Here is a 19,115-nt window from a genome sequence, read left to right as displayed (position 1 = left end):
CCATGCTCGTAGATTCCCATTGCCACCTCGACCGTCTTGACCTCAGCGCCCATCAGGGTTCCCTCGATGCTGCCCTGCAGGCCGCGCGTGAGCGCGGCGTCGGGCATTTCCTGTGCATCGGCGTCAGCGCCGAGAACGCCGGCGCGGTCAAGGCGCTCAGCGAGCAGTACGCCGACGTCGATTGCTCGGTGGGGGTGCATCCGCTGGACCTGGCACCGGGTGAAACCCCGGCCCTGGAGTGGCTGCTGCGCGAGCTGGCCCATCCGCATGTGGTGGCCATCGGCGAGACCGGCCTGGATTACCACTACGAGCCCGAAGCCGCCGAGCTGCAGCAGGCCTCCTTCCGCCTGCACCTGGAAGCCTCGCGGCAGACCGGCAAGCCGGTGATCGTGCATACCCGTGCGGCCCGCGAAGACACCCTGGCCCTGCTGCGTGAAGCCAACCTGCCCCAGGCCGGGGTGCTGCACTGCTTCACCGAAGATTGGCCGATGGCCAAGGCTGCGCTGGACCTGGGTTATTACATTTCGTTGTCCGGCATCGTGACTTTCCGCAACGCCGATGCCTTGCGCGAGGTGGCCCGGCAGGTGCCGGTCGATCGGCTGCTGGTGGAGACCGACTCGCCGTACCTGGCGCCGATCCCGCACCGCGGCAAGCCGAACCTGCCGCAGTACGTGCGGGAAGTGGCCGAATATGTCGCCTCGCTGCGCGGGGCCAGCTATGAGCAGCTGGCCGAGCAGACCACCGCCAACTTCAAGCGCCTGTTCCCGCTGGCACGGGTGGCCTGATCCGCAGTTCGTCGCTGGCGCCCGGGCAAAAAAAACCCGGGTTCTGGGGGGGGAATCCGGGTTAAGACCATTAGGAGTAAAACAAAGGTACGCGGTCCCTGGGCACCTTTATCGGCGCGCCACTTGGGGGGGATGCGCCGCGCCAACACTTCAAGTATTGGCCAGGATTGGCGCCCTGCCAGCGCTTGCTGATCGTTTTTTAAACAGATTTGGAATACGTCGGCGGTCCCTTGGGCGATCAATGCATGGCGATTTGCCTGACCAGCCGCAGTGCTTCGTCGATCAGGTGCTCATCGGTATAGAAGTGTGGGGAAAAACGCACGCCGGGCCCGCGCAGGGCGCAGATGACCTGCTGCTTGCTTAGCGCTCGATAAATCTCGGCATTGGCGCGGCCAGCCACAGTGAAATTGACGATGCCTGCGCGGCGCCTTGGGTCTGCCGGGCTGTGCAGCTGCACACCCGGGATCGCCGCCAGCCCCTGGTGCAGTTGCTCGACGCGATGCCCGAGTTGCTCAGCAACCACATGCATGCCGACATCTTCCAGCAATGACAGGCTGGCCTCCAGCGCACAGGCGCCGAGCATGTTCGGGCTGCCCGGCTCGAAACGTCGTGCACTGCGTGCCGGTTGCCAGCTGCGGCGCTCGAAATCGCCCAGCTGTTCGAGCATGTGCCAGCCGTAGGCGTGCAGTTTCAGCTGCCTGCGCAGGGCGCTGCGGCAGTAGAACACCCCCAGGCCCTCGGGGCCGAGCATCCACTTGTGGCCGTCGGCCATGGCGAAATCGCACTGGTAGTGCTGCACGTCGAAGGGCAGGGCGCCAATCTGCTGGATGGCATCGACGCAGAACAGCACGCCCCGTTCGCGACAGCCCTGGCCCAGGCGGGCAAGGTCCAGGCGCAGGCCGCTGGCGAACTGCACGGCACTGACCGCCAGCAGCCGGGCGCGTGGGCCGCAGGCCTTAAGCAGTGCGGCCTCTGGGTCATCCCCGGCCAGGCTGGTCTCGATCACGTCGACGCCTTGATCGGCCAGTGCCTGCCAGACCACGCGATTGGAAGGGAACTCTTCGTCGCTGATGATCACCTGGTCGCCGCGTTGCCAGTCGAGGCCGAAGGCCACCAATGACAAGGCTTGCGAGGTATTGCCCAGCAAGGCGATGTCGCCTGTGGACGGCGCGTTGAGCAGGCGCGCCAGGCGTTCGCGCAGGCGCCGCTCGGTGGCCAGCCAGGCCGGGTAGTCGCTGGCGCCGCGCTGCAGGTTGTCACGGGCGAAGCGCGCCACGGCATCAGTGGCCCGGCGCGGCCACGGAGCGATGGCCGCGTGGTTCAGGTAGCACAGGCCCGGAGCCTGCTCGAACTCATCAAGAAACACAGACATGCTTGGAAGATCCGTGCAATTTACCGCCAGTTAGGCATAATAATCCGCTTCGATTGTCATCCTAGTCCTACCTATGCACAAAGAACCTCGTAAGGTCCGTGAATTTCGCCGCCGCGAGCAGGAAATCCTCGATACGGCGCTCAAGCTGTTTCTCGAACAGGGTGAAGACAGCGTCACCGTCGAGATGATCGCCGACGCCGTCGGCATCGGCAAAGGCACGATCTACAAGCACTTCAAGTCCAAGGCGGAGATCTACCTGCGCCTGATGCTCGACTATGAGCGTGACCTGAACGAGCTGCTGCATTCCGCTGACGTCGACCGTGACAAAGAGGCGCTGTCGCGCGCCTACTTCGAGTTCCGCATGCGCGACCCGCAGCGCTACCGGCTGTTCGACCGCCTGGAAGAAAAGGTGGTCAAGGGCAACCAGGTGCCGGAAATGGTCGAGCAGTTGCACAGCATCCGTGCCTCCAACTTCGACCGCCTGACGCAACTGATCAAGGGCCGCATCAGCGAAGGCAAGCTCGAGGACGTGCCGCCGTACTTCCACTATTGCGCGGCGTGGGCGCTGGTCCACGGTGCGGTGGCGCTGTATCACTCGCCATTCTGGAGCAACGTGCTGGAAGATCAGGAAGGCTTCTTCCAGTTCCTCATGGACATCGGCGTGCGCATGGGCAACAAGCGCAAGCGCGACCCAGAAACCGCGAACTGAAGCGGCTCGGGCGGTGCTTGCCGGCTTTTGGTGAGCATCGTGTGATTCAGCCTTCGACAGGAAGACTTGCAAAAACCTGATTTATGAGTCAGGTTTTGCCGGTCCGATTCTTCCATGCCGGAGTCACCCATGATCGTCGATCGTCAAGGCAGGCGCTTTCGCAACCTGCGCGTCAGCCTGACTGCTGCCTGCAACTACGCCTGCACCTACTGCGTGCCCGATGGCAAGCGCCTGGTGGCGGCGCAGGACGAGCTGGGGGCCGAGGCGCTGGGACGTGGCGTGGCCTATCTGGTCGAGGCCGCAGGTGTCGAGCGCTTGCGCATCACTGGCGGCGAGCCGCTGATCAGCCCGCGGCTCGAGGGCTTCCTGACGGCGGTGGCCGGGCTCGGGCTGGAGGACATCAGCCTCACCACCAATGGCCAACTGCTTGCCCGCAAACTGCCGTTGCTGCGTGCTGCCGGCATCCGCAGGCTGAATGTCTCGCTCGATACCCTCGACCCCCTGGCGTTTCGCCGCATCGCCCGTGGTGGCGATCTGGCCAGCGTGCTCGACGGCATGGCCCAGGCCAGCGCTGCCGGCATGGCGATCAAGGTCAACATGGTGCCCATGCGTGGGCAAAACCTCGATCAGGTACTGCCGCTGCTCGACTACTGTCTGCAGAGGGGTTACGAACTGCGCTTCATCGAGCTGATGCGCATGGGCCACCTGGCCCGAGACAGCAATGCCTTCGGGCAGCAGTTCGTGGGGCTGGAGCAATTGCTTGCGCTGATCGGCGAAGCCCATGAGTTCGAGCAGGCGCAGCGCCCGGTGGATGCTACCGCGCTGCGTTATCGCATACCCGGCAAAGGGCACTTCGGGGTAATCGCCAACGAGAGCGTACCGTTTTGCCGCGCCTGCTCGCGACTGCGCTTGTCATCCACCGGCTGGTTGCATGGTTGCCTCTCTTCAGGCAACCGTCACTTTGTCGGCGACCTGCTGGACAAGCCGCGCCACCAGGCGCTGCCGGCGTTGCAGCGGTTGCTGGTGAAGGCGCTGGCGGACAAGCAGGACCTGGCGTTCTCCGGCGATGTGATGGTGATGAAGGTGATCGGCGGCTGACTCTGGCGCAAAAGCTGCATCTGGCGGCTATTCGCCGGTTTTTCGTCACCGGCCTCTGGAGGAAAGATGCGTAGCCTGGTCTTGCTGCTGGCGCTGATGGCGTTGGGCGGCTGCATGAAAGTCAGCGACATGGGGGAAGAGGTCCGTGACCAGATGAGCGACGTGGGCCTGCTGGACCACAGCAACACCACCCGTACCCTGTCCATCCGCCTGCAGCCTGATTCGTTCATCTTCATTGGCCAGGGCGCGTTCATCCCGCCGGGCAAAGGGCCGCAGCCGCTGCAGAACGTGGTGGCAGAGGAAGCGTTCAAGAGCTTCATCGAGTACTTCCCGCTGGTGCGCCGAGCCCAAGGCCCGCTGGGCCTGGAGGATGCGATTGCCGAAGCGCGTTCAGTCGGTGCCGATTACGTGCTCTATACCCGGTTCGCGCGTACCGACGACCGTATCGGCAACAGCGACAACTGGTATGACGAACAGGCGCTCGATCGCCTGGGGCTGGACAGCGGCGTCGTACAGATGATGCTGATCGAGACCAGCACCCGCTACCTGATCGACACCGCGCGCATCAAGAGCCGTGGCGGTTTGTTGACGTTCTATGACAACAGCCCGCAGGATTTGCTTGCCGCGCCTATGCGCGAGTACGCTCGTAGCCTCCTGGGCATGAGCAAGTAAGCGAGCGTGATATGACCGACACCGGCAAAGCCAACGATCTCCTGGCGCAGATCCCTGCACACAAGGGGCTGCCACCGGTGCATCTGTGGAACCCGGATTTCTGCGGCGACATCGACATGCGCATCGCCCGTGACGGCACCTGGTACTACCTGGGTACGCCGATCGGGCGCAAACCGATGGTCCGGCTGTTTTCCACCATCATCCGCCGCGATGGCGACGACTACTTCCTGGTCACGCCGGTGGAAAAAGTCGGTATTCGCGTTGATGACGCGCCCTTCGTTGCGGTGCTGCTGGATGTGCAGGGGAGTGGCGAGCAGCAGGTGCTGCGCTTCACCAGCAACGTCGACGATCAGGTCGAGGCTGGCCCAGCCAACCCACTGCGGGTAGTGATCGACCCTATCACCCAGGAGCCTGCGCCCTATGTGCTCATGCGTGGCAACCTCGAGGCGCTGATTCACCGCAACGTGTTCTACCAGTTGGTGGAGTTGGCGGTGCCGCAGACCATCGAGGGTGAGCAGTGGCTCGGGGTTTGGAGCCATGGCCAGTTCTACCCGATCGGGCGCGACGCCTGAGCGAAGATCGGCCTCCCGCTTTTTCCGCGGATTGGCCGTTTCCCCTGTATCGGGCGGGGCATAACCTGAGGGCCACAGCCAATCAGGAGATCCCCTTCATGAGCATTCCCCGTCTTTCCCTCAGTGTGTTTGTCGCCCTCGGCGTTTTGGGCGCCAACGCGCCTGCCTGGGCGCATGGCGACGCGCAGCATCCCGACCAGGTGAAGATTCTCCAGGAGCAGTTGCCCAGCAATGCCCCGGGCAAGAAAGCGGTGATGCTCACCGTCAGCTACGCACCGGGCCAGGCATCGCCCGCCCATCAGCACCCAGGCGCGGTCATGGCTTATGTATTGGAAGGTGCGGTCGTCTCGAAGCTCAACGACGAGCCGCAGAAAACCTACAAGGCCGGCGAGTTCTGGTACGAAGCGCCCGGCACCGTGCACAGCGTATCGAGCAACGCCAGCAAGACCGCGCCGGCCAAGCTGCTGGTGTGGAGCCTGGTGGATGAGGGCAAGCCGGTGACCGAGCCGCTGGCCAAACCCTGAAACACAGGCAATAAAAAACCTCCAGTGCTTGCGCAACTGGAGGTTTTTCGCTGTTTGGCTCCGCGACCTGGACTCGAACCAGGGACCCAATGATTAACAGTCATTTGCTCTACCGACTGAGCTATCGCGGAATCTCGGCGTATCTTACCGGCTGCCAGGGGGAAGTCAAGCTTCCCCTTGGCAATCAAGGGGTTACAGCACTTCTACGATGGCCTTGGTGACCACGTGGATGTTGCTCTGGTTCAGGGCTGCGACAGCGATGCGGCCGGTGTCCAGGGCATAGATGCCGAACTCGTTCTTCAGGCGTGCCACTTGCTCCACGGTCAGGCCGGAGTAGGAGAACATGCCAGCCTGGCGACCAACGAAGCTGAAGTCGCGCTTGGCACCGTACTCGGCCAGCAACTCGACCATCTGCTTGCGCATGCCATGGATGCGGGTGCGCATCTCGGCCAGTTCGGCTTCCCACATCTGGCACAGCTCAGGGCTGTTCAGCACGGTGGCGACGATGGTCGCGCCGTGGGTCGGCGGGTTGGAGTAGGTGGTGCGGATCACGCGTTTGACCTGCGACAGCACGCGAGTGCTTTCGTCTTTCGAGGCGGTGACGATCGACAGCGCGCCGACGCGCTCGCCGTACAGCGAGAACGACTTGGAGAACGAGCTGGACACGAAGAACTCCAGGCCCGACTCGGCGAACAGGCGCACGGCGAAGGCGTCTTCGGCGATGCCGTCACCAAAGCCCTGGTAGGCCATGTCGAGGAACGGCACATGGCCTTTGGCCTTGACCACTTCCAGCACGTTCTTCCAGTCGTCCAGCGACAGGTCGACGCCGGTCGGGTTGTGGCAGCAGGCGTGCAGCACGATGATCGAGCCGGAGGGCAGGTTGTTCAGGTCTTCGAGCATGCCGGCACGGTTGACGTCGTGGCTGGCGGCGTCGTAGTAACGGTAGTTCTGTACCGGGAAGCCTGCGGTTTCGAACAGTGCGCGGTGGTTTTCCCAGCTCGGGTCGCTGATGGCAACCACGGCGCCCGGCGCCAGGCGCTTGAGGAAGTCGGCACCGATCTTGAGCGCGCCGGTACCGCCGACAGCTTGCACGGTCACTACACGGCCGTCGGCCAGCAGTGGCGATTGGGCGCCGAAAATCAGCTTTTGCACGGCCTGGTCGTACTGCGCGATGCCATCGATCGGCAGGTAGCCGCGGGAGGCGTGCTGGGCGGCACGCTGGGTCTCGGCTTCGATCACTGCGCGCAGCAGTGGAATGCGGCCTTCCTCATTGCAGTAGACGCCTACGCCCAGGTTGACCTTGTCGGTACGTGGGTCGGCGTTGAATGCTTCGTTGAGGCCCAGGATGGGGTCGCGGGGTGCCAGCTCGACAGCGGAAAACAGGCTCATTGTTACCTTGGCTCGGATAGGAGAGTGATAGGGGTTGCCACGCTCCAGCCGAATGCACTGAAGCGGTGCACAAACGGGGAGTCAGTATAGTGATACCGCCCGGTCACTGCGACAGTCTGGCGCAGCTTTTCCGGCTGTTTGCGCAAATATTTTTCGACCATTGGTCGAATTGCCTGGTCCATTGCCGTGGGGGCTGCCGGGCCAGGCTTGAAAGCCGCGCCCGGAGGGCGCATTTGCGTATAGACTACTGGCTAAATTTACAGTTGCCGCGACATTCACGAGGTCCGTCATGTCCGAGTTCCAGCTCGTCACCCGATTCCAGCCGGCCGGCGACCAGCCCGAGGCCATCCGCCAGATGGTCGAAGGCATCGAAGCCGGGCTTTCGCACCAGACGCTGCTGGGCGTGACCGGCTCGGGCAAGACCTTCAGCATCGCCAACGTCATCCAGCAGGTGCAGCGCCCGACCTTGGTGCTGGCGCCGAACAAGACCCTCGCAGCGCAGCTTTACGGCGAGTTCAAGGCGTTCTTCCCGAACAACGCGGTCGAGTACTTCGTCTCCTACTACGACTACTACCAGCCCGAAGCCTACGTGCCGTCGTCGGACACCTTCATCGAGAAGGACGCCTCGATCAACGACCATATCGAGCAGATGCGCCTGTCGGCGACCAAGGCGCTGCTGGAGCGGCGCGACGCGATCATCGTCACCACCGTGTCGTGCATCTATGGCTTGGGCAGCCCCGAGGCGTACCTGAAGATGGTCCTGCACGTCGACCGTGGCGACCAGCTCGACCAGCGTGCGTTGCTGCGCCGTCTGACCGAGCTGCAGTACACCCGCAACGAGATGGACTTCGCCCGCGCCACCTTCCGCGTGCGCGGCGATGTGATCGACGTGTTCCCGGCCGAATCGGACCTGGAGGCCATCCGCATCGAACTGTTCGATGACGAGGTGGAGAACATCGCCGCCTTCGACCCGCTGACCGGCGAGGTGATTCGCAAGCTGCCGCGTTTCACCTTCTACCCCAAGTCGCACTACGTCACGCCGCGCGAAACGCTGCTCGAAGCGGTGGAGGGCATCAAGGAAGAGCTCAAGGAGCGCCTGGAGTACCTGCACAAGCACAACAAGCTGGTCGAGGCCCAGCGCCTGGAGCAGCGCACCCGCTTCGACCTGGAGATGATCCTCGAACTGGGCTACTGCAACGGCATCGAAAACTACTCGCGCTACCTTTCCGGGCGCCCGGCCGGCGCGCCGCCACCCACGCTGTACGACTACCTGCCGGCGGATGCACTGCTGGTGATCGACGAATCCCACGTTTCCGTGCCTCAGGTCGGCGCCATGTACAAAGGCGACCGCTCGCGCAAGGAAACGCTGGTGGAGTACGGCTTCCGCATGCCATCGGCATTGGACAACCGCCCCATGCGCTTCGACGAGTGGGAGTCGGTCAGCCCGCAGACCATCTTCGTGTCCGCAACGCCCGGCCCTTACGAAGCCGAGCACGCCGGGCGCGTGGTCGAGCAGGTGGTGCGCCCCACCGGCCTGGTCGACCCGCAGGTCGAAGTGCGCCCCGCGCTTACCCAGGTCGACGACCTGCTGTCGGAAATCGGCAAGCGCGTAGCCCTGGGCGAGCGGGTGCTGGCCACCACCCTGACCAAGCGCATGGCCGAAGACCTCACCGACTACCTGGCCGATCACGATGTGCGGGTGCGCTACCTGCACTCGGACATCGACACCGTCGAGCGGGTGGAGATCATCCGCGACCTGCGCCTGGGCACCTTCGATGTATTGGTGGGCATCAACCTGCTGCGCGAAGGCCTGGACATGCCGGAAGTGTCGCTGGTGGCCATCCTCGATGCCGACAAGGAAGGCTTCCTGCGTTCCGAGCGCTCGCTGATCCAGACCATTGGCCGTGCGGCGCGCAACCTCAACGGCAAGGCAATCCTTTACGCCGACAACATCACCGGCTCCATGCAGCGCGCCATCGACGAGACCGAGCGGCGCCGGGACAAGCAGGTGGCGTTCAACGCCGCCAACGGCATCGTGCCCAAGGGTGTGGTCAAGGACATCACCGACATTATGGAAGGTGCCACCGTGCCCGGTGCGCGCAGCAAGAAGCGCAAGGGCATGGCCAAGGCGGCGGAGGAGGCCGGGCGTTACGAAGTCGAGTTGCAGACCCCGGCCGAGATCACCAAGCGCATCAAGCAGTTGGAAGAGAAGATGTTCCAGTTCGCCCGCGACCTGGAGTTCGAGGCCGCCGCGCAATTGCGCGACGAGATCGGCAAGCTGCGCGAGCGCCTGATCGCCAGTTGAAGGCCAGGGTTTGTATGAAAAGGCGCCGAGCGGCGATCAGGCAAGGCGAAAACAGGCGAGGAACGGTCGGAGTCGCGCTCGACTTTACGGGTTGTAAATGAGCATTCCGAGCCTGTTTTCAACGCAGCATGATCGTCGCGCAGGCACTTTTCGTACAAAGCCTAGTGTCGGCACGCTCTCTGTAGGATCGGCCTTGTGTCGCGAAAGGGCTGCGTAGCGCTGGATGACGACAAGTAGACCGGCCAAACGGCCGGTTACTACAACATGCTGACCACACGCCTCACAAATCTGGCCGCGAGGTTGATGCGAGAAATACGCGAACAAACATCGCCCTTAAAGCTGAGTTCGAAAGGTGAGTTCGTCGGACGCTTACCGTAAAGGAACGACGCTAATTGGTCATCGGACACCTCTCTATGGCGAGCATTCTCGCCTAAATGGGTGTCAAGTTTTATTCGACCACTACAAGCATTCCTGGCTGGTAAGCGCTGTGTAAAAGGGTAGCGGTTCCACGCAACTAGGCTCTGTACGAAAAGTTTTGTGGGAGCGGGCTTGCCCCGCGATGGAGTGCGAAGCGCTTCTGTGCCCGATATCAAATACGCCGTGAATTCGGGCTTTGCTGCCGCGTTGCGGCAGATCGCGGGGCAAGCCCGCTCCCACGCCCCCAGCCCGCAGCGTTATGCCTGCGTGGGAGCGGGCTTGACCCGCGATAGGGCCCGCCCAGGCACCGATCATTTCAGGGAGAGTGAGCAATGAACACAGACGACACCACGCCCCGCACCACTGCGGGCAAAACCAAGTTCTACCAAGGCGAAGGCATGACCGCCCCGCTGTTCTGTATCGAACCCGGCATCCCCTGCCAGGATGCCCGTGACCAGGCATCTGAGCTGATGGGCTGCGTGCGCGACCTGACCATAGCCGGGATCATGGAAGAGAAACCCCAACTGCTTTGGGCGTCGTACTACCTGAGCGCGCTGGCCAAGGCGTTGATGGATGATGCTGAGTTGGGGATGAAGCACTGAGTATGCGTTGCCTGGGAGCGGTTCGCTGGCTCCCAGGCGATCGCATTGAGCGCTAAAGGCGCCGAGCATATCTTCACCAGCCACGGCAATTCCTAAGGGCTACCCTGAAGCTGTTGAATCTGCGCCATCACGTTCCGATTGTGCCGTTCCCTCCCGGCAATAACCTTAAGGCCCGCATCGATCCCCCGCCGACCCTCACCGGTCGCAGCCTCGGATTGGTGCGCGAAGAAGTTCATGGCCTGCTGTGTCGTGTACTGACGCGCGACCAAGTCGCACACTCGCCAGCAAAACTCTCCGTTCTGGTATTGGGGGTAGGTGTCGCACAGCACACGATAGATCTGCTGCTTCTGCGTGTCGTCATAGCGGTGGAACTCCCACCCCACCTCCTCCAGCAGGCGGCTCATGCCTGGCTTGTCGCACAAGGTGCTCGAAGCGAATACAGCAACGATAAAGTCGACGGCAGCCTGCGGTGTATCCGTCTCACAGGACGCATTTCCGAACGCCAGGGATAATAGGTACAGCGTTTTTCTGACCTTCGGTCCTTTTGCGGCCTGCATGGCCTCAAGGAGCTCACTGAAAGTATGTATTTCAGATTCCGTCATGAACACTCTCACTCAAGGGGTATGGAGCAGAAAAGACAGAAAAGGGGACAGATTTATTTTCCATACTCTAATTTTAAGCAACCCTAATTCCTATGCTCGATGCATATTATGGAGTCGCAATCAGATCATGAAAATAAATCTCTCCCCTTTAGCCGCCACTTTACTACTCCTCAACAGTAGCAACTACAGTCACGACCGAGACCTTACACAACGCCGGTTATTTATTAGCCTAAACTCCGGCCTTCGCAAACTCAAGCCCACCTTACATCATCTCGAGGAGTAATATCCTCAATGCTAACAAATTCAGACTCACAGAAAATCGCCCCTCCTTCAGAAACAATATTTATGGAAGCCACCCCAGCCGAACTTCTAATGTCTGGACAACAACTAAAGCCAATCCTGATCAAATTCGCCTCGAATTTTTTGATCCCAAAAAAACGCAACGAAACGGTCATTGAATTATAGCCCTTCCCGTCCCATTTCTCAGGATGCTTTTCAGGGATGCCTTTAATACAAAACAGAAACCTCACCGCATACTCTTCATGAACATACACCCCCATTAGCTCGGCGCTCGTCATATCCAAAAATCCGCCAAACATATTGACAACTTTTTCCTTATTCAAGGCATGCTCAATCCACATATAAACTCCCCTTCAGTTTACCCCTCACCCTTCTTCATAGCCCCAGCATACATTCAGCCAGTAGACATGAATAAGTCACACCCAGATTGACTTTCCACTCAAATAATTTAGCCAGGTCGTTTAGACGAACCAATAAAATCATTGAAACTATCGGCCACCTTTACAAACCCTCCCACCTCATGACTCCACATCCCAACTACAGGTTCGCCACTGGAACCCAAGACTTCATAATTGAAACAGTAAAAATCACCAGTACCAAATTCCGCAAAAGGCAGTAACCTTGAAAAATCCTTTCCATCTTCGGAAAAAATTTCTAGCCACTCCGACCACGACCCGCTATAGATTCTAACTATAGACCCCCAAGTCTTGCGCGGATCTCTACTATCAAAAACTGGGAAGATGACAAGTGCACCAAGCGATCTTCCATTATTCAATAGAAGCCACTCTGTAAACGACTCAGGAAACTGCCTTTTCAGTTTCTGCTCAGCATCCTTAATGGCAGCAATCGTTGTTCCAATGATGCGAGTCTTAGACATTAAAAGCTCCTATTGAGGTGCACCACACTATGGTCGGAAAAATGTGCCTGATCCTTCACAATAAAACCGACGTGGTCAGTGGCGTGTTCCAAGCGTCGCTAGGCTCATCGCTTCCAGCAGCCGCTGTGAGTCAATATTGGTGAGTTGGCTGGCAGCGTCGTAGCGGTACTGACACTTGAGCAGCGTGGACTGGCCGTCATGGCTGCCCAGCAGTTGTTCCTGCAAACGCCCGACCGGATCCCAGGCCTGGGTCTGCATCAGCATGTTGTCCTGGTGGCGCACCACCTCATGCTGGTTAAGGGTCATAGCGAGCAATATAATCAACTACTCCGCCGACGCCATCATCCTCGTCAAGCCTGACAGCAGGATGAGTTTGGACAAAGCCATACAGGTGGCTCAAGACTTCAGCGAGACCTGCATGGCTTCAAGAACACTAGTGCTCCGCAGAGTAAGATCGAGCCAACTTCACTGCGAAACGACGCGCTCAAGACCATCTGAAAGCCCCACAAACTTACGCCGCAAATTAGTCAAACCACACATCTTCATAGCCATTTCTGTCGATGATGAAATTAGCGCCTTCTGGAAGATATAAATATTTAACAACCTCCGGCAAATCTTCTATTAAATGATGGGTGTGAAGCGCTTGGTAAAAGCCATCCGCATCCGAATGATTTCCGCAATAGAAGAACCAACTCACTCCACCCTCTTTCGCATCTCGAATACGTGCACCGTAGATCGGAGACTCACTTAGAGTATTAAACGCTACAGCCACTCGCTCTTCAGGTACGTGCGGTGGAACACCGTACCGCTTACATACTTCCTCTTGCTCACGACTAGGATTGCCCCTGAGTTCATTCTCCATTATTTAGCTGCTCATTTTTCTTCATAACTTTAGAAAATACAGAAGCCTGCCCACCTTGCTGCCTTGAGCATATTTGACAGTGCAACTGCGCTGCCGAAAGATAATTTTGTACAGCAGCATCATTAGTTACCGTCCAATAGTACTCTACTGGCTCCACCTGTTATCGGCCTTGGGCCTGCCCCGGAAGTGTGCTTTCGAATGGTTTGCGGACGGAGCCCTAGGACGCTGTAGCTGTAGTCGATCTTGAGTTTGTCGTCCCTTTAGCTAACCAACCGGCCGTAATGCGCAGGCTCTTGGTGACATGGCGATTACAGCTGAACAAAGCAGTTGCCATACGAAATTTTTCGCACAAGAAACTCTTAACAGCCGTCAAACTAGTCGCGCCTGCCCCCCCCCACAAAGCAATGAGCCTAACTATCTAGCCACCAGTCCAATAACGTATCATCATCAAGATCATTGAAATTCTTATATATATTCGAATAGTACCACTCTATGCCTGTCTCCTCCTTGAACTTATTAAACACCTCCCTAATTTTATCCCGCCCACTTCTCGCTGGAACACTAAACGCCAAATTTCCTCGATATACGCCATCAAGCGTACCACCCAGCGAATTATTCACTTCAGCCTCAAGCCTTGAAATCGTGTCCGCATCAATATGCTCCGCATACAAATTAATGCAGAAATTACCCCCTCTTTTTATCACTACAGCAGGGGAGTCTGGATCTTCAATACTAATCAGATCCCCCTTTGCAAGATTAAGGGCGAGCCCTGGAGATGACAAGAGCTCATAGATATGCTCGCCTTTTCGAAGAGCAGGAAGCTCTTCATAGACTGGGCCTTTTCTTTTCGAAACAAACACCTTAATAACACAAAAATCTTCTCTACCTTCCATAAGGCGCTCCGCAGCTTCCTCTCTCAACACAAGACATTCCTTCTTTCACATAACCACTATTCCCAGCACTCAGATTACAAGACGCCCCCTCCAGCGCGGTATTACATGGTGCCAAATTCCCCCCCTTCGACGTGGGGACATTCGTATGACCAAGGTGCATATCGGACGGATTTGTAGAGCTATGGCCACATCTCCAGCAGGTATAGACGCCATTATTGTTATCATCCGCGTCCCCAATGAGTCCATCGCGAACCTTATCCTGACCTCGCCGGTGGCCACCATCCTCCTTGCTTTGCGCCATCACTTGAGGGCTTACTCCCTGCCCATCAGTTTTTGCAAATGCTGATGGAGGCTTCTTCGCCAAACCAAGTGGGTCAACCCATTCAATAGGGTTAGCCGCATACGCAAAGAGGTTCAATCCCCCGGAGTAACGAATAGGGTCCAGCCCGATGAATCGTCCCGTTTTAGGGTCGTAGTACCGATTTCGGTTGTAGTGTAACCCGGTCTCATGATCGTGATACTGACCCTGGAAGCGTATCTGGTTAGTCAGCCCATGCTGCTTAGCCCAGTCCGAACGCTCCTCGCGGACTTCACCCCACGCCTTGTATTGCCCCGCCCAAGCGACATTGCCCTGCTCATCGGTCAGCTCCATCGGCGTGCCAAGGTGGTCACATTGATACCAGGCAATCGCGTCGAAGGGCTGTGGTTTCACCTCGGTGTGCCACAAGGGATCTTGATCGAAGTCATACTCCCGCTGGCTCCAGTCCGGTTGCTTGTGCAGGCGGATCGGACTCTTGCGCAACGCTTGGGCGACCGGCACGAAGCTGCCCGGTTCATATAAGTAGTGCACGGTACGCCCGGTATCGCCCTCATCACGTGGTGGCGAGCTTTCCCAGGCCAGAGTGTCGCCATCCCATCCGAACAAGGTGAAGCCGCAACCCAGCTCGCGTTGGCGTTTGGCTCGCTCCAATTGGTTCCAGCCGGTACCGGCCTCAGGCCGGTCCCAGAAATGCGCCACCGAGTATTTGTGCAGACGGCGCCCCAATGCGTCGTAGCAGTATTCGACCTTGAGCTTGTCATCGTTGTAGCTGGCTAGCCGGTCGAACAGGTCCCAGGTGAAGTGGGCATGTGCGCCGTTATTCAGGCGGTGCACCAAGTTGCCACGTTCGTCGTAGCGGTAATGGGTACCGGCATACTCGCGCAGCAGGTTGTCCATCAGCTTGTTGCGACGCGGATCCGCTTCCAGCGGGCGATTAAGCTCCTGCGTTTTCTGATCCAGCAGGTTACCCGCCGGATCGAATGCGAAAGTCTCCACGCCGAGGCGGCTGGTGGCCTGCAACAGACGGCCAACCGGGTCATACTGGTATTCCAGCGGGCCACGTCGGCTGTCGTGAATGTTGGTCAATTGGCCTGCAGCGTCGTAACGGTATTGCCGCTTGAGCAAAGTACTCTGACCGTCATGACTGCCCAATAGCTGTTCTTGCAAACGCCCAGCCGGGTCCCACGCCTGGGTCTGCATCAGCTTGTTGCCCTGGTGGCGTACCACTTCGCGGTGCAAATCGTCACGTTCATAGGCCAGCATTTCATGCTGGTCGAGCGTCATCCCCAGCAAATGACCGCTGCCATAAGTCAGCAAGCTGACCTTGTGACCGTCTGGACGAATAGTCGACACCCGTTGGTTAAGGGCGTCGTACTCGTGCTGCCACACCGCGACCATCGGTGTGTCAGTGGCCAGGTAGTACTGGTGCTCACGAGTCAGGTTGCCTGCTTCGTCGTGGAACCACTGCAACCTACTGGAGGCGTTGACCGCTTGGATCAGTTGGCCGTTGCGATCGTAGACAAAGCTCTCAGTCTGACTCTGGTCACGCAGGTGAGCAGTACGCTCAGATAGACGTCCTCTACGATCGAACCGAAGCTCGATGCGGCGCTGGCCGACTTGAGTGCTCGCCAGGCGGCCGCTATACGGGTCGTACTGGTATCGGGTGACTAAGCCATCGAAACCGGTTTCTTGCAGCATTCGCCCAACAGGGTCATAGAGGAAACTGGCCTTGCTCTCGTTCTCGTTCTCCAGCCCAGTCAAGCGACCGACTTTGTCCCAAAGGTAGCGCAGAGTGTGCTCGTTGGCGTCAACGCGCTCGACAAGCTGGCCGGCAGCGCCATATTTCCAGGTGGTACAGCGGTCGAGGGCGTCGACATGAGCCAGCAAACGGCCCTCAGCATCACGCTCGAAGCGTTCCTCGGTCTTGTCCGGGTGGGTGATCCTAGCCAGTTGCCCGGCCTTGTACTCGTAGGCGGTCTTGTTACCGGCGGCATCGGCGAACTCGATCAACTGACCGAGCGTGTTGTAGCTCCAAAGGCTGGTCTTGCTGGAGCAGTCGGTGTATTCGAGCAGTTGGCCAGCGTCGTTATAGGCCAGTTTCTTCTCGTTGCCGATGGAGTCCTTGATCGCCTTGACCAACCCGGTCGGGGTGTAGGCGAACTCGGTTTTATTGCCCAGCGGATCCGTGGCTTCGACCAGATTGCCGCGCTCGTCGTAATCGCGCAGCCACAGCCCGCCCTCGGCATCACGGATCTTGATCAGCTGGTCTTGATCGTCGTAGGCGTAATGCACCACGCTGTGGTCGGCACGAATGTGCTTGAGGCGATTGCTGCGCGAATCGTAAACGTAACGGTCCTGACTACCGTCCGGATGCACGTGACGAATGACGTTCTTGCACGCATCACGGAACAGCCATTCGGAGTTACCGTCCGGGTGCTTGATGCGGTAGGTGTAACCTTGCTGATCGTAGTAGTGCCAAGTCTCCTGGCCATGAGCGTCAGTAACGTAAGTCAGGCGGATGTTCGGGTCCCATGCGAGGCGGGTTTCGAAACTGCCATCGTCGGCCCATTCGTGAATGGCCTTGGCGTGCGGACCACTGCCATCCCACTCGAGATTGATACCGCGATCAGTGCGGTCGGTGTAACGGGTGATCAGGTGGTTCTGGTACATGTAGCGCCAGGCAGCTCCATGCTGGTCCTGGGCTGCTGTCAGGTCACCTTGGTCGTCATAGTGGTAGGCGCATAGTTGACGCAATGGTTTGCCGTCAACCACTTGCCACAGCCCCTGTAAGTGCCCGCGCTCATCGTGCAGCGTGCCGAGTTGCAGGTGGACCTTGCTCGGGTCGTCATCTTCATAAGTATTGATGTCCGAGAGCACCGGGCAGTCGTGATGGCGGTGCTCGTAGTGCAACATCGCCCCCGCGCCACTGCGCAGTTGAATGTGCGTCAAATAGAAGCGATCACCATGACGGGCATAGGTCTCGCGCCGCTCGAGGCCGCGCAGCAAAACCAGTTGCTGCTCACCAGTTCGCACCAGGGTGAAGTTTTCCACTGCGTCATGGTGTGGTTTGCCCTGTTTGGGCAACGGGTAATCGTGGCTGCGACCATCGTAGTCGTGGAACTCTATGTACTTGTCGAGCACGTCGATGCAGGTAGTGAACTCGGTGATCCAACGGGCACCGAGGATGCCGTCGTCCAGCTTGTCTAGGCGTGAGTTGTATGTGCGCGTCCAAGTGACCGGAAACGGGCCGGGCAGCCTGAAGTCGGTATGGTGCACTGACTCGCTGCCCAAGGCGAAGTTGATGCGATTACAGGTGCTGGTACAGACCTCGTTCTTCTCGTCTTTAGCCGCCTGCTCGGCCGGCCCCTGAATCCTGATCGACTCGTTTCGCCCTTCAGAAGACTGATGCCGGGCCTCAGCAGTCGAATTCTGCTTGACCACGGTAGGCATAGCCTTGGGATTGCGGTGGTGCCACTTCGTACTGCTGTCATGCAGCATCACCAGCAGGCTCTTGATCGAGTCCTTGTTGTCCGCGTTGGCCAGGCTCATCAGCTTGCCGCTCATCTGCGGCGCGAGCTTTCGGAACTGCTGGGTGCTCTTGAGCACGTCGTTCTGCACCGACGTGGGCACGGCGTTGCTCAGCAGCGTGTTGGCTGCCCCCTTGCCCATTGCCGAGTAGGCATTGCTCAGCGCGCCGAATGCGTTCTCGAAGGCCACCGACGGGTCGGACTTCCAGGTCTCGCTGACCTTCTGCGCCATCTGCGTGGCCTTGTCCAGGTCGCCCTTGCTGTCGAGCTTGCCGAGGACGATGGCGTCGATGGCATCGGCGGTGTTGAGGATCAGCCTCTCGCCGGTCTTGGCGGCATCGCCGAGGATGCTGTCGAGCTGGCCCTGGGCGTCGACCAGGAAGGTGTCCAGTTCACCGAGCAGGTCTGCGTTGAGGTGGCCGACGATGATCTCGACCAGCGCGTCGCCGAGGATCTCCTTGCCCTCCTGGCGGGCCAGGGTCAGCATCGGCCGCAGCCCTTTGCGCGCGGCGGCCATGGTCGGCGGGGCGGGGATCACGCCGATCAGGTTGATGCCCAGGCTCACCCAATCCCACGGGTCGGGTTCCTTGGCACTGGCCAGGCTGACGATATCGCCCACCGCATCCACCAGGGCGATGATGTTGCCGATCACCGGCAACACCTCGGCGGTGTCCTTGAGCCGTTCGAGGTTGACGTACCCGCCGCTGATCTCGCGCAGCCAGGCGTCGAACACGGCGGCGCCGCGGCTGACGTCGGTCATGCCGATCTGGTCGAGGGGGACGACCGCCGCCTGGGCTGGACGTGGTTTTTCAGAGGTATCGGCGGTCATGACATCAGTTCACTTGGCAGAAGATCGGTGACGGTGTTCAGGCTCGGGGCCTTGAAAGCGGGGAGCTTGGGCATCGCCGGCAGCTTGGGCAGGCTTGGCAGGCTGGCCATGGCGCCGGAGGCGGCCGGCAGCGCCGAGCTGGCGGTGCTGGCCAGCTGCGGCAGGCCGGCGACGCCGCCTTTCAATGCGCCCTGTACCTGTTGCGCGGTCTGCAGGGCGCCCTGCCCGGTCTTGAGCAGGCTCATACCGGTCTTGGCCGCGTCCATGCCGCTGCCGGCCAGTTGCTTGGCCTTGTCGAACAGGCCGCCCTCGCCCTTGGGCAGCGGCAGCTTCTCGACCAGCGACTCCAGCTGGCTCGTCAGGCTGTTGGGGTCTGGGGCCTGCACCGGCCACTCGACCTCGCCGATGTAGCTGCTCGGCGCCCAGGGCGGCGAGGGATCGCGGCCGAAGTTGACCCAGGC

General features: G+C 59.6%; 16 protein-coding genes, 1 tRNA gene and 2 pseudogenes. 8 read left to right on the top strand and 11 right to left on the bottom strand.

Going from position 1 to position 19,115, the window contains the following annotated elements; all coding sequences use genetic code 11:
- Window positions 1-2 precede the first annotated feature (2 nt).
- Complete coding sequence (locus ACO6VM_RS17145) at window positions 3-785, top strand: TatD family hydrolase (RefSeq protein ID WP_110995674.1); 783 nt, start codon at window positions 3-5, stop codon at window positions 783-785.
- Between the two features lie 238 nt (window positions 786-1,023).
- On the opposite strand, the gene ACO6VM_RS17140 is transcribed toward ACO6VM_RS17145, so the two are convergent.
- A complete protein-coding gene (locus ACO6VM_RS17140; protein WP_401057865.1) occupies window positions 1,024-2,157 on the bottom strand; it encodes an aminotransferase class V-fold PLP-dependent enzyme in 1,134 nt (377 codons plus the stop codon).
- 73 nt (window positions 2,158-2,230) lie between these two features.
- On the opposite strand from ACO6VM_RS17140, the gene ACO6VM_RS17135 reads away from it, so the two are divergent.
- The 5 genes from ACO6VM_RS17135 (at window position 2,231) to ACO6VM_RS17115 (ending at window position 5,732) form a co-directional block, all read left to right on the top strand.
- The gene (locus tag ACO6VM_RS17135; protein ID WP_110995672.1) at window positions 2,231-2,866 is read left to right on the top strand and encodes a TetR/AcrR family transcriptional regulator; all 636 of its coding nucleotides are present in this window, start codon (window positions 2,231-2,233) and stop codon (window positions 2,864-2,866) included.
- Between the two features lie 129 nt (window positions 2,867-2,995).
- Window positions 2,996-3,964: a GTP 3',8-cyclase MoaA gene (locus ACO6VM_RS17130; RefSeq protein WP_401057867.1), complete on the top strand. Its 969-nt coding sequence runs from the start codon at window positions 2,996-2,998 to the stop codon at window positions 3,962-3,964.
- A 66-nt stretch (window positions 3,965-4,030) separates the two neighbouring features.
- Window positions 4,031-4,636 (top strand): DUF4823 domain-containing protein, encoded by a 606-nt coding sequence (locus ACO6VM_RS17125; protein WP_401057868.1) that lies wholly within the window; start codon window positions 4,031-4,033, stop codon window positions 4,634-4,636.
- 11 nt (window positions 4,637-4,647) lie between these two features.
- Window positions 4,648-5,208 (top strand): DUF1285 domain-containing protein, encoded by a 561-nt coding sequence (locus tag ACO6VM_RS17120; protein WP_125857906.1) that lies wholly within the window; start codon window positions 4,648-4,650, stop codon window positions 5,206-5,208.
- A gap of 98 nt (window positions 5,209-5,306) precedes the next feature.
- Entirely contained in the window at window positions 5,307-5,732 is a 426-nt protein-coding gene (locus tag ACO6VM_RS17115) for a cupin domain-containing protein (protein WP_401057869.1), read from the top strand.
- A 55-nt stretch (window positions 5,733-5,787) separates the two neighbouring features.
- Here ACO6VM_RS17115 and ACO6VM_RS17110 read toward each other — a convergent pair.
- Together ACO6VM_RS17110 and ACO6VM_RS17105 are read right to left on the bottom strand one after the other, a co-directional pair.
- Window positions 5,788-5,863, bottom strand: a tRNA-Asn gene (locus tag ACO6VM_RS17110).
- Window positions 5,864-5,924: 61 nt separating this feature from the next.
- Window positions 5,925-7,121, bottom strand: a complete 1,197-nt coding sequence (locus ACO6VM_RS17105) for an amino acid aminotransferase (RefSeq protein ID WP_401057871.1) — start codon at window positions 7,119-7,121, stop codon at window positions 5,925-5,927.
- 289 nt (window positions 7,122-7,410) lie between these two features.
- On the opposite strand from ACO6VM_RS17105, the gene uvrB reads away from it, so the two are divergent.
- On the top strand, window positions 7,411-9,426 hold the full coding sequence (gene uvrB / locus ACO6VM_RS17100; protein WP_401057873.1) for an excinuclease ABC subunit UvrB: 2,016 nt from the start codon (window positions 7,411-7,413) through the stop codon (window positions 9,424-9,426).
- Between the two features lie 749 nt (window positions 9,427-10,175).
- Complete coding sequence (locus ACO6VM_RS17095; protein WP_390968499.1) at window positions 10,176-10,445, top strand: DUF3077 domain-containing protein; 270 nt, start codon at window positions 10,176-10,178, stop codon at window positions 10,443-10,445.
- 92 nt (window positions 10,446-10,537) lie between these two features.
- On the opposite strand, the gene ACO6VM_RS17090 is transcribed toward ACO6VM_RS17095, so the two are convergent.
- From ACO6VM_RS17090 to ACO6VM_RS17055, 8 genes and pseudogenes are all read right to left on the bottom strand, one after another.
- A complete protein-coding gene (locus ACO6VM_RS17090) occupies window positions 10,538-11,047 on the bottom strand; it encodes a hypothetical protein (protein ID WP_401060313.1) in 510 nt (169 codons plus the stop codon).
- A gap of 251 nt (window positions 11,048-11,298) precedes the next feature.
- Window positions 11,299-11,670, bottom strand: a complete 372-nt coding sequence (locus tag ACO6VM_RS17085) for an Imm50 family immunity protein (protein ID WP_390968495.1) — start codon at window positions 11,668-11,670, stop codon at window positions 11,299-11,301.
- 125 nt (window positions 11,671-11,795) lie between these two features.
- Complete coding sequence (locus ACO6VM_RS17080) at window positions 11,796-12,224, bottom strand: SMI1/KNR4 family protein (RefSeq protein ID WP_401060315.1); 429 nt, start codon at window positions 12,222-12,224, stop codon at window positions 11,796-11,798.
- Window positions 12,225-12,344: 120 nt separating this feature from the next.
- Window positions 12,345-12,539: pseudogene (locus tag ACO6VM_RS17075) on the bottom strand (hypothetical protein); the annotation flags it as partial.
- A 208-nt stretch (window positions 12,540-12,747) separates the two neighbouring features.
- Window positions 12,748-13,086 carry an immunity protein Imm33 domain-containing protein gene (locus tag ACO6VM_RS17070; protein ID WP_401060317.1) on the bottom strand — a complete coding sequence of 113 codons (339 nt, stop codon included), beginning with the start codon at window positions 13,084-13,086 and terminating at the stop codon, window positions 12,748-12,750.
- A gap of 410 nt (window positions 13,087-13,496) precedes the next feature.
- On the bottom strand, window positions 13,497-13,979 hold the full coding sequence (locus ACO6VM_RS17065; protein WP_110996516.1) for a DUF4265 domain-containing protein: 483 nt from the start codon (window positions 13,977-13,979) through the stop codon (window positions 13,497-13,499).
- Window positions 13,969-18,654 (bottom strand): RHS repeat-associated core domain-containing protein, encoded by a 4,686-nt coding sequence (locus tag ACO6VM_RS17060; RefSeq protein WP_401060319.1) that lies wholly within the window; start codon window positions 18,652-18,654, stop codon window positions 13,969-13,971. The genes ACO6VM_RS17065 and ACO6VM_RS17060 overlap by 11 nt, the downstream gene beginning before the upstream one ends.
- A pseudogene (locus ACO6VM_RS17055) lies at window positions 18,651-19,115 on the bottom strand (type VI secretion system tip protein VgrG); the annotation flags it as partial. The gene ACO6VM_RS17060 and the pseudogene ACO6VM_RS17055, both read right to left, overlap by 4 nt.

Source organism: Pseudomonas sp. GZD-209 (assembly GCF_049310485.1).
Taxonomy (GTDB): domain Bacteria; phylum Pseudomonadota; class Gammaproteobacteria; order Pseudomonadales; family Pseudomonadaceae; genus Aquipseudomonas; species Aquipseudomonas sichuanensis.
Note: the sequence above shows the minus strand (reverse complement) of the source record. Positions and strands in the feature narration are given on the sequence as shown.